Below are 12920 nucleotides of genomic sequence, written 5' to 3'. Positions count from 1 at the left end.
CCCTAGACCGTGGCTTCAGTCCTGCGGTGGGCAACCTTCTTGGCTTGCTTCACCAGATCAGGCTCGCTCTGGCGGAGCCACGCGTACAGCGGCGCCGCAATGAAGATCGTAGCCGCGGTACCGATGAGGATCCCCACGAACAACGCCAGGGAAAGATCGCGAAGAGTGCCCGCGCCCAGAAGCCCGGCACCAATGAAGAGGATTGCCGCAACCGGTAGGACGGCCACCATCATGGTGTTGATGGAGCGGACCAAGGTTTGGTTGACGGCCAGGTTGACCTCTTCACTGAACGTGCGGCGGGTGGACGTGGAGATGTCCGAGGTGTTTTCACGAATCTTGTCGAAGACCACCACGGTGTCGTACAACGAGTAGCTGAGGACCGTCAGGAAGCCAATGATTGCCGAGGGCGTGACTTCAAAGTCGCTCAGGGCGTAGACGCCCGCTGTGGTGAACATGGTGACCAGCATGCCGACGAGTGCCGACAAAGACATCTTCCAGGTCCTGAAGTACAGCGCCATCAGGACAGCTGCCAAGGCAACGAAGACCACCAGGCCGATGAGGGCCTGGCGAGTGACGTCCTGGCCCCAGGTTGGGCCAACGAAGTTGGACGTCACTTCGTTCTCCGTGACCCCGTAGGCGCTGGTGAGGCCATCCTTGATCCGGTTGGTTTCGTCATCGGTCAGCTGGTCCGTCTGGATCCGCATGGTGTTGCCTGCCACGTTGGCTACACGGGGAATGGCATCGGGCACGACGTCGTGGACAGCCTTTTCCCCCAGGCTTGCATCAGTGGTGCTCACATTTGAAACAGTGAACTCGGAGCCGCCACGGAATTCGATTCCGAGGTTGAAACCGCCCTTGACCACCGGAATCAGGATGGAGAGTGCCACGGCGACCGCCGCTATGATGAACCAAATTTTTTTGGAATTGACGAAGTTGTACGAGCGCTTGCCCGTGTAGAGCTCGTGGCCGAAGGTTGCGAAGCTCGTGGTCATTACTTCTCCTCCTTGGTGCCGTTGGAAGTACCAGTGAGCTGGCCCTTCTCGGCAAGACGCCTCTCGGCGATGGTCATGCGTCGTTCAGCTTCGGCTGCCGCGCCGGTGTTGCGCGCGCGCACCACGGCAGGCTTTTCCTCAGGCGTACGGACGCGGCCCGCGCCCCGGTAAAGGGGAACTGCGCCGAGACGGTCAGGGGAAAGCCCTGAGAAACGGTGCCCCTCGCCAAAGAACTTGGTGCGGGCAAGGATCTGCAGCATCGGATGGGTAAACATGAACACCACCAGCAGGTCAGCCAGGGCCGTCAGGCCGAGGGTGAAGGCAAAGCCACGTACGTTGCCGACGGCTACGAAGTAGAGAACCAGGGCAGCAAGGAGGTTGACGGCCTTGGAAGCCAGCACGGTGCGCTTTGCCCGCTTCCAACCATTCTCGACGGCGGACACCAGGCCACGGCCCTCGCGCAGCTCATCCCTGATGCGCTCGAAGTAGACGATAAACGAGTCAGCAGTCTGGCCAATGGCCACGATCAGACCCGCCACGCCTGCCAGCGAGAGACGATAGTTTTCCGTCCATCCAAGGATGGCAATGGCGAGATAGGTCAGCACACCAGCCACCACAAGTGAGGCGATGGTGACAAGGCCCAACGCGCGGTACTGGAACAGGGAGTACACAACCACGAGCAACAGACCGATCATGCCTGCCAGCAAGCCGAGGCGAAGTTGGTCGCCACCGAGAGTGGCCGAAATCTGCTCTTGTGATTGGATCTCGAAACTGATGGGCAGTGCGCCATAGCGCAACTGGTCCGACAAAGCCTTCGCAGACGCCTGGGTGAAGTTACCCGTGATCTGCGGCTTGCCATCAGTGATGACAGCAAGGGCTCGCGGGGCGGAAAGTACTTTGTCGTCCAGGACGATCGCAAACTGAGACTTGGGATCGTCAGTACCCTGGGCCTGCGCTGCAGCATAGAACTGGTTGAGGCGTTCGGTTACGGCCTTGAACTTTGCCGTTGCATCCGAGTTGAAGACGATGTTCACGCCCCAGGAGTTCGTCACGGAGCCCTGGGCACCCTGGACCTGGGTAAAGGTGGAATCGCTGATGTCCTGGCCTTTGACCTCAACGGGCCCGAGGATGTACTTGATCGCAGGAGTCGTGGCAGTGGCCGCCTCGCAGGTTACCAGCGGTTTGGCAGGATCCGACCGGTCGCGCTTTTCCGGTGACGGATTCACACAATCGAGCGCTTCAAATTCCTTCTGGACTTCCGGGGTAATCCAGTTGACATCACTCGCGTTGGCCGGCTCCGCTGTCGGCTTGTTCAGCTGATCCTCAGGGGTGCGCTGCTCGGCCGGGATAGCCGCAGGATCGCCGTAAGTGATCACCGGGCGGAAGTTCATGTCGGCCGAAGCCTGGATCAGGTCGCGGGTTTCCTTCGACGGTGTTCCCGGAAGGCTGACCACCACGTTGCGGCCGGACTGCGTGCTGATTTCGGCTTCAGCAACACCGGAGCCATCGACTCGCTGCCGAATGATGGCAACTGCCTGGTTGAGTTGCTCCTCATTGATCTCGCTGGAACCCTCCACCCGGGGTGCCAGGATCATCTGGGTTCCGCCTTCAAGGTCCAGAGCAAGCTTCGGAGCCCAACTGGCGTTGCCAGTCACCACTCCGCCAGCAAGGACAGCGGTTAATACAACGAAAATTGCGCCAAGCCAGGTCAGCACCCTGCGGGCTGAGTTTTTGGGGCCGGTCCGTGCCATTATCGATCTTCCTGTTATCGCCGGACAGCCGCCGGCCGACGCTGGTGAGCGTCTGCCGGCGGCTCTCCGCTGCCGTAGAAGTTGCCTTGCGCGGTGTCGCCGCGACTGACGGTGCTAGTTGTCCTTCTTGTCCTCTTTGTTGAGGCGCGCGATGGTTTCTTCCGGTGTCTCGACGGCGGCAGGAGCCTCAGTCTCCGCGGCTGTCAGGGAAGAAGCGTCATCCGGGACAACCGGTGCTTCCTCGGGGGTGGTTTCGACCACCTTGGTGACTGCCTGGCGGTGAACCGTTGCCTGGTTACCCGGGGAAAGTTCGATGACGACCTTGTTCTCAGCTTCGTCGATGGACACGATGCGGCCAAAGAGACCGAAGCTGGTCATGACGTCGACACCAGGAGCGAACTTGGACTGCATTTCAGCCTGCTGCTGCTGGGTCTTCTTGTTGCGGCGGAACATCATGAAGACAAAGAGTCCAAGCATGACGAACAGCAATATGGTCATTGGATCCACAGGGAAGTTCCGTTCTGTACTTACGTTTTGGTTCACGGCAACGTCCCTGGCAGATCCGCTGAGCGGGCATGGATCAAGGACTCGAACGTGCCGAGCGTCATACCAGTCTAGTGGGAAAAGCTGAACAGAGCGTGTTAACCGACCGTATCTATGCTTTCGGCGTGGTTTTCGTCCTCACCGAACAAGGCGAGGGTCTCTTGACCAAACACTCCGGCCGGTACGGCGAAGCCGAGGTGGGTCCAAGCGGACGCCATCGCGATTCGACCCCGTGGAGTACGTCCCAAAAGTCCCTCGCGTACCAGGAACGGTTCAGCCACGGTCTCCACCGTTTCGGGTTCCTCACCGACGGCAATGGCCAACGTGGACAAGCCAACAGGGCCACCATTGAACTTGGTTATCAGGGCTTCAAGAACGGATCTGTCCAGCCTGTCCAAGCCACGCTCGTCTACTTCGTACATATCCAAGGCAGCTGACGCTGAACGAGCATCGATTTGCTCGATGCCATGAACAAGCGCCCAGTCACGGACACGGCGCAGCAGCCGGTTGGCGATACGCGGTGTTCCCCGGGAGCGGCCGGCGATCTCGGTGAAACCTGCGGAGTTAACCTTCAAGTCCAGAAGCCCGGCAGAACGGCGGAGGACAAGTTCGAGTTCGGCCACCGAATAAAACTCCAGGTGCCCGGTGAAACCGAACCGGTCCCGCAGGGGGCCCGGCAGAAGTCCTGCGCGCGTGGTGGCACCTACCAGGGTGAAGGGCGGGAGCTCGAGGGGGATTGCAGTTGCGCCGGCTCCTTTGCCCACGACGATGTCCACGCGGAAATCCTCCATGGCCATGTACAGCATTTCTTCTGCCGGCCTGGACATGCGGTGGATTTCGTCAAGGAACAGGACCTCGCCCTCCGAGAGCGAGGAAAGGATGGCTGCGAGGTCCCCGGCATGCTGGATGGCCGGTCCGCTGCTGATACGCAATGGTGCGTTCATTTCCGCGGCAATGATCATGGCAAGGGTGGTCTTGCCGAGTCCCGGAGGCCCGGACATCAGCACGTGGTCGGCGCTGCGGCCACGCATCTTCGAGGCCTCAAGCACCAAGGCCAACTGCTTGCGGACCCGATGCTGTCCTACGAAGTCGTGCAGGTTCTTGGGGCGGAGAGCGGCCTCAATGACCCGCTCTTCCGGTTCCTCTCCCCCGCTGACGAGTGACTGCTCAGCCACGGCTGCCTACGCGGTTGCCTGCGCGTGCCCCGTCCTGACCAAGCCACCGCAGTGTAGCCCGAAGTATTTGGGCTACGTTTCCTGCGTCCACGAGTTCCGGCGAGTCCGCCATGGCTTTGTCGATACTGCCGTTGGCGTCCTTCTCGGACCATCCCAAGCTTGTCATGGCTGCGACTACCTGCGGCTTCCATTCTGCGTTCGGGGCTGCGGCTGGAGCGCTCCCAGTACCGGTTCCGTGCGGAACCAACTTCCCGGCCAGCTCGAGGACAATACGGCCGGCCACCTTGGGACCAATGCCCGGCACCTTGGTGAATGCCTTGCTGTCACCAGTGTGGGCCGCCACCCGGATGGCTTCCGGTTCGTGCACGGCCAGGACGGCCAAGGCTAAACGGGGGCCAACCCCGCTGACACTGAGCAGGACGTCGAAGACTTCACGTTCGTCGTCGTCGGCAAATCCGAACAGCGTGAGTGAATCTTCACGGACGATCATGGAAGTGAAGAGCTTGGCTTCTGTTCCTGTTTTGAGGTGGCTCAAGGTCTGCGGTGTGGCGAAGACACTCATACCCGCACCGTTGAGGTCAATAACAGCGGTGGACAAACCAACGTGGGCTACCGTTCCACGGAGAAAACTGATCAAGACCCGGCTCCTGAATTACTGCCTGCTCCGTTACCGTGAAAACTGCGGCCAAAGCGGACTATCCGAACATATCTACGAATACCCTAGCAAGGGCGGCTGACAATCATCGTTTGCGGCGCGCTTTTGCTTCGGCTTCGGCCCACGCTTTCTGCGCGGGGGTGAGGCCGCCCTTTCCGTTGGCGCCCCCCACGGACCCCATGCCACTGCCTGCGCGCCACGCGTGGGTGAGGGCCAGGGCGAGGGCGTCGGCAGCATCAGCCGGCTTGGGCGGAGCATCCAGGCGCAGAATCTTGGTCACCAATTTGGTGACCGCATCCTTGTTTGCGGTGCCGCTGCCGGTCACCGCGGCTTTCACCTCGGAAGGCGTATGCAATGCGACCGGTATCCCACGGCGTGCTGCCGCCACAATGACGACGCCCGACGCTTGGGCTACGCCCATCACCGTGCTCACGTTCATCTGCGAGAAAACACGTTCGACGGCGACGACATCCGGCTTGTGCAGATCCAGCCACTCGTCAATGGCCTGGGCAATGACCAGCAAACGCTTGTCCAAAGTCAGCTCGGCGGACGTGCCCACCACACCGACGGCCACCATGGTGGCCCGGCGGTTCCGCTCAATGTCCACCACACCGATGCCGCAACGGGTAAGGCCCGGATCGACTCCCAATACACGAAGAGTCAAGTCCGGGCCTTCCTGATGGCTGTAAACCTGCTGGTTGTCAAAGTTGTTGCGCTGCGCCCCACCCGACTACTCGGCGTCGAGGGCAGCCTGCACTTCCTCGCTGAGGTCCGCATTGCTGTAGACGTTCTGGACATCGTCCAGGTCTTCCAGTGCATCCACGAGCTTCATGAACTTCTTGGCGCCGTCAACGTCCAGCTCAACCTGCATGGACGGAACGAATTCGGCTTCGTCGGTTTCGTAGTCGATGCCGGCTTCCTTCAAGGCGTCACGGATGGCCTGGAGGTCGGAGGGCTCGGAGTGGATTTCCCAGTTTTCACCACTGTCCTTGACTTCCTCGGCTCCGGCCTCAAGGACAGCCATCAGAATGTCGTCTTCGCTGAGGCCGTTCTTGGGCAGGACAACAACACCCTTGCGAGCGAAGAGGTAACTCACGGAACCGGGATCGGCGATGGTGCCTCCGTTGCGCGAGATCGCCAGACGCACCTCGGAAGCGGCACGGTTCTTGTTGTCGGTCAGACATTCAATCAACAGAGCCGAACCCTGGGGACCGCGGGCTTCATACATGATCTCGGTGTAGTCCACCACTTCACCGGTGAGGCCCGCACCACGCTTGATGGCACGGTCGATGTTGTCGTTGGGTACTGAAGTTTTTTTCGCCTTCGTGACTGCGAGTTCAAGGCCCGGGTTGCCGGCAAGGTCCGGTCCACCCATGCGGGCAGCAACTTCAATGTTCTTGATCAGTTTCGCGAACGACTTTGCACGCCTGCCGTCAATGATGGCTTTCTTGTGCTTGGTGGTCGCCCATTTGGAGTGGCCTGACATGCTTTACGCTTCTCCTCTGATCATTCGAATAAAGAGTTCATGCACGCGTTTCTCTCCCGTCACTTCCGGGTGGAAGGAGGTGGCCAGCAGTTGGCCGGAACGCACTGCAACAATTCTAGCCACTCCATGCAAAGTCGCCGTGTGGCTGGCGTGGTCGGGATCAACCTGGGCAAGGACCTCCACGTCCGGACCAACACGTTCCACCCAGGGGCCGCGGATGAATACCGCGTGAACGGGATCCACACCGGAATCCCCTGCACTGAAATCCAAGCCCTTGAAATCGAGGTCGGTTTCAAAGGATTCGCGTTGCCGTCCGAAGGCGTTACGGCGGACCGTAATATCCAGGCCGCCAAAGGTCTGTTGGGGATTTCCGTCCAGGTCCGTAGCCGGGTCCGCAATTTCATTGGCCAGCAGGATCATGCCGGCGCAGGAGCCATATACGGGAAGGCCGTCCGCGATGCGCTTTTGAAGGGGGTCGCGGACTTCGAAGATCCGGGAAAGCTTGTCTATGGTGGTGGATTCGCCGCCGGGGATAATCAGGCCGTCGATGTCGTCGAGCTCTGACGGGCGGCGAATACCCACGCCGGTGGCTCCAGCGGCCTCAACAGCGTGGATATGCTCACGGAAGTCGCCCTGGAGAGCCAGCACGCCGATTCGGAGTCCTGAACCCACGCGTGACGAAGCGTCGGAAAGGGGGTTGGTCATTCGTCCATCATAGTGGCCCAAGACCTCAGCAACCTTGCCTCCGACCGCGGGGCGCCGCCGCCAGTCAGGGTTCCATGCCCTGACTGGGATATATTACAGAGCATGCTTTCCTTCAGTGTTCCCCTCGGCAAGCTGGTCCGCACACTGTCCCGGCTCCGGGGCGGAGGCTCAGCTTTTCCCGGCCTGGTGGTCGAAAAAATCGACCCCGGCTTCATGCAGCGAACGCTGGCATCGCTCCCCCTCGGTGTAGCCGTGGTCAGTGGCACCAACGGTAAAACCACGACCACCAAGATGGTGGTGGAACTCCTTGAAAGCCAAGGCCTGAAGGTCTTCACCAACCGCAGCGGCAGCAACTTCACCCGAGGCGTGGCAGCCTCGCTCCTGGGCGATGTGGATTGGCGTGGGCGACTCGACGCCGACATCGCCATTCTGGAACTTGACGAAGCCCACGCCGTGCACTTCGTCAATAAGGTGGAGCCACGCTTCAGCCTCCTGCTGAATGTCCTGCGCGACCAATTGGACCGCTTCGGTGAAATCGACAAGACAGCCCGCTTGCTGGAGCACATCGCCTCCAAGACGACAGACACCGTGGTCCTCAACCGCGAAGACCCCCGTGTAGCCCGGATTGCCGCTGCCCTCAACACCCTCGACGCCGTTCACCACCCCGAAATCAGGTACTTCGGACTCGACGAATCGTTGCGCAGCACTTTCCCGAACGACGACGAAATGCGCACAACGGGCATCGGTCCATCCCCGTCAGGCACCTCTGTTGCCGCAGAAACCGGTGACGACGTAGACCTGCCGGCTGCCGACGTCGTACTCCGCCGGGTAGGTGCCCAGGACGCCGACTTTGAGTTCGACGACGAAACCGTCACCACATCGATGAAATTGCGTGGTGTCTACAACATCTTCAATGCCGCGGCAGCTTTGTCGCTGGCGCGGGCCATCCTGGGAACCGGGCCGGTCGACACGCCCAAACTCGTGAAGGCCTTGGGAGAAGTTGCTCCCGCGTTCGGCCGCGGCGAAAGCCTCACGGTGGACGGCCAGCCCCTGGAACTGGTGCTCGTGAAGAATCCCAGCGGTTTCCGACTCGGGCTGAAGTCCTTCCCTGCCGGTGGATACGCCACCATGATTGCCATCAACGACAACTACGCCGATGGCAGGGACATGTCATGGCTCTGGGACGTTGAGTTCGATTCCTTGCGGGAAGACGGCGTGGAAGTCCTCACTGGAGTCCGCGCCTACGACATGGCGCTCCGTCTCCAGTACGACGATGTGCCCTTCGGAGTCGTCGAACCGGACATCACCGCAGCACTGCGGACGTTCATTGACGGCTCTCGAGGCAAGCCCAAGCGCATTTTCTGCACTTACACCTCCATGCTCGCCATTCGCCGTGAACTGGCCAAAATCACCATAGTTGAGGTGGTCTCATGACCTCGGAAACACAGCCCCACCCGGAAGCGCAGTCCCACCCGGAAGCACAGCCCAGCAAGGGAACACTCCGCGTGCTCCAGCTCTACCCTCGGGAAATGAACATCTACGGCGACTGGGGAAACGCCCTGGTCCTGAAGCAACGCATCAAGTGGCACGGCTATACACCGGAGTTGCTCGAATACAACGTGGGCGACGAGTTCCCGGACGACGTCGACATTATTGTGGGCGGAGGCGGGCAGGACAGCGGTCAACTGGTCATCCAGGACGATCTCCAGGCGCGTGCTGCGCAGTTGAAGCAGCTCGCGGATGAAGGCGCCCCCATGTTGGTGATTTGTGGGCTGTACCAGCTTTTCGGCAAGTTCTTCAAGACCAGCACCGGGCCCATCATTCCCGGCATCGGCATTCTTGACGTCGAAACCCACGGAACGGACGAGCGACTCATCGGCAACGTAACCATGAAATCTGCCGAGTTCGGCGACATCCTGGGCTACGAAAACCACAGCGGGCAGACCACCTTGGGTCCCGGCGTCGAGCCCCTCGGCACCGTCACGAAGGGCGCTGGCAACAACAGCAAGGACGGGCACGAGGGCGCTCGCTACAACAACGTCGTAGCGAGCTACTTGCACGGTTCATTGCTGCCGAAGAACCCGGCCATTGCGGACTTCCTGATCCGAACGGCAGCCGAACGCAAGTTTGGTACGTTCGTGCCGGGAACTCCCGACGACGGTTATGCCCGCCTTGCGCGCGAGCACGCCGCACGCCGACCGCGGTAGGCGCTACTTTTCCTTGGTGATCAGCAGTTCATGCGCGCCTGCCGTTGCTGCGCCCATGGACTCAACCACCGCTTTGGTTCGCTGGTAGGTCTCAGCATCGGCCGCGGGGGTAGCGCAGACTCCCTGCGGTGCATCGCTGGCCACGGAGCACCAGCGATAGGGATCCCGGACGATCACCGACGGAGCCCAAGCGAGGTCCGAGGCAGTCCAGACACCTGCGGCGTTCTGGCTGAACTGTGCCCTGACCAGCAGCCCTTCATTGTTCAGGACGTACCAGGGGGACAGTTCGGTGACACCGTTGCCCAGCCCGTACACGATCCAGGTGCCTTTGTAACTCTCGATCGGCAGTACCGAGTGGGTATGGTGCCCGTAGATCATGGTGAACTGGCCGCTGTCCACTAATGCGTGAGCAACCTCCTGCTGCTGGGCATTGGCTTCGCTGGCGTACTCGTCACCGGCGTGCATGACGCCCAGGACAATGTCGGCTCCCAACGCCTTCGCCTGTGTTGCCTTCGCAATCATGGCCGCGGGATCCAGCTCGTCAACCAACCACGGGTATTCAGGGATCTGCCCGTTATGGCCATACGTTCCAATGATGACCGCAACTTTGGCAGCGTCCGTTTGGAGCATGAGTATCTCTTTGGACTCGGCCTCCGTCCGGTAGGAACCCGTGTGCTTCAGGCCCGCCGCGTCCAACGCATCCAGCGTTCGGAGCAAACCTTCGGTACCGCGATCAATAGTGTGGTTGCTTGCCGTTGTGCAGGCCTGGTAGCCAACGTCCTTGGATGCTGTGATGATCTGCGGTGGCACGTTGAAGGACGGATAGGCCGAGAAAGGCCCTTCCGGGGTAGCAACGGGGGTTTCCTGGTGGCATATGGCGAGGTCGCTGTGACGAATGTAGCGACGCTGCCCCTCGAGAAGCGGAACAAACGTATAGCCGGGCTGACCAGCTGCCGCAGCGTCCGTCCTCGCTTGTTGCCAGAGCTGGGTATGCACCAACATGTCGCCCGTCACCACGATGGAGGTGCAGCGCAACTCGGGGCAGGCGGGCCCCTTGCCTGGAGTGGGGTTCGGTGCGGGTGTTCGGGTGGGGCTTGGGCTCTCGATGGCCGGGGCGGAAGTGGCGCTCCCGCGGTTCGAGTCATCATTTTCCGCGATGACACCGCAAGCATTAGCCAAGAGGGACATGGCCACGGCACTCACTATCAGTGCCGCCCTGCGGGGACGGAACCATCTCCCGGAAAATGTGATTTTGCCCATGGCTTTCATCCTACGGCGGAAGCTTTGAGGAAGCCGGGCGTGCCGCTCTTGAGGACACGATTCTTACGTGAAAGAGTCACTTCATGACTAATCCACTCCTGAGCCCCAGCCACCTGCCCTATGGGCTGCCGTCCTTCGCCGGCATCTCAGCAGAGCACTACGCGGAGGCCATCGAGGAGGGTTTGGCATCGCACCTCCAGGAAATCTCCCGGATCGTGGCCACTCAAGAGCCAGCTACGTTGGAGAATACGGCAATGGCCATGGAGCGGTCAGGGCTTCTCCTCAACAGGGCGGCTGCGGCATTCTTCACGCTGGTTTCCGCGGATGCTTCCGACGCCATCAAGGCGCTGGAGACGGAGTTGTCACCGAAGTTCTCAGCGCATCAAGATGCTGTTTACATGAACCGTGCGCTCTACCACCGGTTCGCCGACATTGACACAACCGGCCTGGATGAAGAATCGTCCCGACTGGTGCAGGAATACCTCAAGGAGTTCCGGCAGTCCGGAATTCACCTGGATGACATCGGGCAACAACGCTTGCGTGAAGTTAACGCCGAGCTGTCCCGATTGGGCACCGAATTTGGCCAGCGCGTCAAGGAGGCCATGAAGTCGGCCGCCCTGCTTCTTGACGACGCCGGTGATCTTGCCGGGCTGCAGCCCGAAGTGGTCACCGGCGCCGCGGAAGCAGCCAAGCTTGCCGGGCATGACGGCAAGTACTTACTGACCTTGATCCAACCCAGCAACCAACCCGCCATGGCGTCCTTGGAAAACCGGACCATCCGCCGTCGCCTGTTCGAAGCGTCCGTGGCGCGCGGCACCGATGGCGGCGACCTGGATGTCCGTGACCTGGTGAAGGCTACCGCACGTTTGCGGGCCGAGAAAGCAACTCTCCTGGGGTTTGCCAACTTCGCTGAGTTGGTCGTGGACCAACAGACTGCGCCCGGTTTCAGCGAAGTACAGGCCATGCTGGGCCGGTTGGCACCCGCTGCTGTGCGTAACGCCCGGAAGGAGGCAGACGCCTTAGCGGAATCCGCCGGACACCAACTCGAGCCGTGGGATTGGGCCTACTACTCTGCACTTGTCCGAAAGGAAAAGTTCGAGGTGGACGAGCAGGCACTCCTGCCCTACTTCAGCCTTGAAACCGTGCTCAAGGACGGTGTCTTCCATGCGGCAACGCAGCTTTACGGGGTCACTTTCCATGAGCGCGAAGACTTGGACGGCTATCACCCCGACGTCCGAATCTGGGAGGTCCGGAATGAAGACGGCAGCGGCCTCGGCCTCTTCCTGGGCGACTACTACACGCGGGAATCAAAGCGCGGAGGTGCCTGGATGAATTCCCTGGTTGAACAGTCCAGCCTCCTGGGAACGCGCTCCGTGGTCATCAACAACCTCAACATCACCAAGCCGGCGCCCGGCGAGCCTACACTGTTGTCCTTGGACGAGGTCCGTACTGTTTTCCATGAATTCGGCCACGCCCTGCACGGCCTCTTTTCCGATGTCACCTATCCGCGGTTCTCCGGCACGTCCGTGCCGCGCGACTTCGTGGAGTACCCCTCCCAGGTCAACGAAATGTGGATCATGTGGCCGGAGGTACTGGCCAACTACGCACGTCACTACTCCACCGGGGAAGCTCTCCCCCAGGACACGGTGGACAAACTCAATGAGTCGTTGTTGTGGGGAGAAGGTTTCGCAACCACCGAATACCTCGGCGCGGCCCTCCTTGACCTGGCGTGGCACGTGCTGTCCGAGTCCCAAGTTCCGGACGACATTCCCGCCTTCGAATCCAAGGCTTTGGCCGACGCGGGAGTCGCGCACCCACTGATCCCGCCGCGGTATCGGACCGGCTACTTCCAGCACATCTTCGCCGGCGCGGGCTACGCAGCCGGCTATTACTCCTACATCTGGAGCGAGGTGCTGGACGCGGACACCGTGGAGTGGTTCAGGGAAAACGGCGGCCTTACCCGCTCCAACGGGGACCGGTTCAGATCCGAGCTGCTATCGAAGGGTAACAGCCGCGATCCGCTGGAATCCTTCCGCTCATTCCGAGGCCGCGACGCCGAGCTGGACCCCCTGCTAAAGCGCCGCGGCCTCAACTAACTCACACACCCCAAAAAAACGAAACGGTGGGCGCTGATCCGGCAGTGTGC

General features: G+C 60.9%; 12 protein-coding genes. 3 read left to right on the top strand and 9 right to left on the bottom strand.

What is annotated here, in order from left to right; all coding sequences use genetic code 11:
- Positions 1 to 2: 2 nt before the first annotated feature.
- From secF to pdxT, 8 genes are all read right to left on the bottom strand, one after another.
- Entirely contained in the window at positions 3 to 992 is a 990-nt protein-coding gene (gene secF / locus A477_RS0102885; RefSeq protein ID WP_017197533.1) for a protein translocase subunit SecF, read from the bottom strand.
- The gene (gene secD, locus A477_RS0102880; RefSeq protein WP_017197532.1) at positions 992 to 2743 is read right to left on the bottom strand and encodes a protein translocase subunit SecD; all 1752 of its coding nucleotides are present in this window, start codon (positions 2741 to 2743) and stop codon (positions 992 to 994) included. The genes secF and secD overlap by 1 nt, the downstream gene beginning before the upstream one ends.
- A gap of 114 nt (positions 2744 to 2857) precedes the next feature.
- On the bottom strand, positions 2858 to 3241 hold the full coding sequence (yajC, locus tag A477_RS0102875) for a preprotein translocase subunit YajC (protein ID WP_026005306.1): 384 nt from the start codon (positions 3239 to 3241) through the stop codon (positions 2858 to 2860).
- Positions 3242 to 3384: 143 nt separating this feature from the next.
- Complete coding sequence (gene ruvB / locus A477_RS0102870) at positions 3385 to 4461, bottom strand: Holliday junction branch migration DNA helicase RuvB (protein WP_017197530.1); 1077 nt, start codon at positions 4459 to 4461, stop codon at positions 3385 to 3387.
- On the bottom strand, positions 4454 to 5098 hold the full coding sequence (gene ruvA, locus A477_RS0102865; RefSeq protein WP_017197529.1) for a Holliday junction branch migration protein RuvA: 645 nt from the start codon (positions 5096 to 5098) through the stop codon (positions 4454 to 4456). Before ruvA ends, ruvB begins: the two co-directional genes overlap by 8 nt.
- A 103-nt stretch (positions 5099 to 5201) precedes the next feature.
- On the bottom strand, positions 5202 to 5780 hold the full coding sequence (gene ruvC, locus A477_RS0102860; RefSeq protein ID WP_026005305.1) for a crossover junction endodeoxyribonuclease RuvC: 579 nt from the start codon (positions 5778 to 5780) through the stop codon (positions 5202 to 5204).
- 66 nt (positions 5781 to 5846) lie between these two features.
- Positions 5847 to 6602, bottom strand: a complete 756-nt coding sequence (locus A477_RS0102855; RefSeq protein WP_017197527.1) for a YebC/PmpR family DNA-binding transcriptional regulator — start codon at positions 6600 to 6602, stop codon at positions 5847 to 5849.
- A gap of 3 nt (positions 6603 to 6605) precedes the next feature.
- Positions 6606 to 7307 carry a pyridoxal 5'-phosphate synthase glutaminase subunit PdxT gene (gene pdxT, locus A477_RS0102850; RefSeq protein ID WP_017197526.1) on the bottom strand — a complete coding sequence of 234 codons (702 nt, stop codon included), beginning with the start codon at positions 7305 to 7307 and terminating at the stop codon, positions 6606 to 6608.
- Positions 7308 to 7409: 102 nt separating this feature from the next.
- Between pdxT and A477_RS0102845 the strand changes: the two genes are divergently transcribed.
- Both A477_RS0102845 and A477_RS0102840 read left to right on the top strand, forming a co-directional pair.
- Positions 7410 to 8741, top strand: coding sequence for a Mur ligase family protein (locus tag A477_RS0102845; RefSeq protein ID WP_026005304.1), 1332 nt, complete (start codon positions 7410 to 7412; stop codon positions 8739 to 8741).
- Positions 8738 to 9514 carry a type 1 glutamine amidotransferase gene (locus tag A477_RS0102840; RefSeq protein WP_017197524.1) on the top strand — a complete coding sequence of 259 codons (777 nt, stop codon included), beginning with the start codon at positions 8738 to 8740 and terminating at the stop codon, positions 9512 to 9514. The genes A477_RS0102845 and A477_RS0102840 overlap by 4 nt, the downstream gene beginning before the upstream one ends.
- Before the next feature lie 3 nt (positions 9515 to 9517).
- Here A477_RS0102840 and A477_RS0102835 read toward each other — a convergent pair whose 3' ends face one another.
- Positions 9518 to 10783 carry a CapA family protein gene (locus A477_RS0102835; RefSeq protein WP_017197523.1) on the bottom strand — a complete coding sequence of 422 codons (1266 nt, stop codon included), beginning with the start codon at positions 10781 to 10783 and terminating at the stop codon, positions 9518 to 9520.
- Positions 10784 to 10857: 74 nt separating this feature from the next.
- Here A477_RS0102835 and A477_RS0102830 point away from each other — a divergent pair, with 74 nt between their 5' ends.
- Positions 10858 to 12870, top strand: a complete 2013-nt coding sequence (locus A477_RS0102830) for a M3 family metallopeptidase (protein WP_017197522.1) — start codon at positions 10858 to 10860, stop codon at positions 12868 to 12870.
- Positions 12871 to 12920: the final 50 nt, after the last annotated feature.

It is taken from the genome of Arthrobacter sp. M2012083, from assembly GCF_000281065.1.
In the GTDB taxonomy this organism is placed as follows: Bacteria; Actinomycetota; Actinomycetes; order Actinomycetales; family Micrococcaceae; genus Arthrobacter.
The sequence above is the reverse complement of the archived record's forward strand: the minus strand, read 5'-3'. Positions and strand labels throughout refer to the sequence as shown.

Bases quoted from the DNA above. Each gene is read 5' to 3' on its own strand.
- A477_RS0102830 (WP_017197522.1), top strand. From the start codon at position 10,858: ATGACTAATCCACTCCTGAGCCCCAGCCACCTGCCCTATGGGCTGCCG.
- secD (WP_017197532.1), bottom strand. From the start codon at position 2,743: ATGGCACGGACCGGCCCCAAAAACTCAGCCCGCAGGGTGCTGACCTGG.
- A477_RS0102840 (WP_017197524.1), top strand. From the start codon at position 8,738: ATGACCTCGGAAACACAGCCCCACCCGGAAGCGCAGTCCCACCCGGAA.
- pdxT (WP_017197526.1), bottom strand. From the start codon at position 7,307: ATGACCAACCCCCTTTCCGACGCTTCGTCACGCGTGGGTTCAGGACTC.
- A477_RS0102855 (WP_017197527.1), bottom strand. From the start codon at position 6,602: ATGTCAGGCCACTCCAAATGGGCGACCACCAAGCACAAGAAAGCCATC.
- A477_RS0102835 (WP_017197523.1), bottom strand. From the start codon at position 10,783: ATGAAAGCCATGGGCAAAATCACATTTTCCGGGAGATGGTTCCGTCCC.
- A477_RS0102845 (WP_026005304.1), top strand. From the start codon at position 7,410: ATGCTTTCCTTCAGTGTTCCCCTCGGCAAGCTGGTCCGCACACTGTCC.
- secF (WP_017197533.1), bottom strand. From the start codon at position 992: ATGACCACGAGCTTCGCAACCTTCGGCCACGAGCTCTACACGGGCAAG.
- yajC (WP_026005306.1), bottom strand. From the start codon at position 3,241: ATGACCATATTGCTGTTCGTCATGCTTGGACTCTTTGTCTTCATGATG.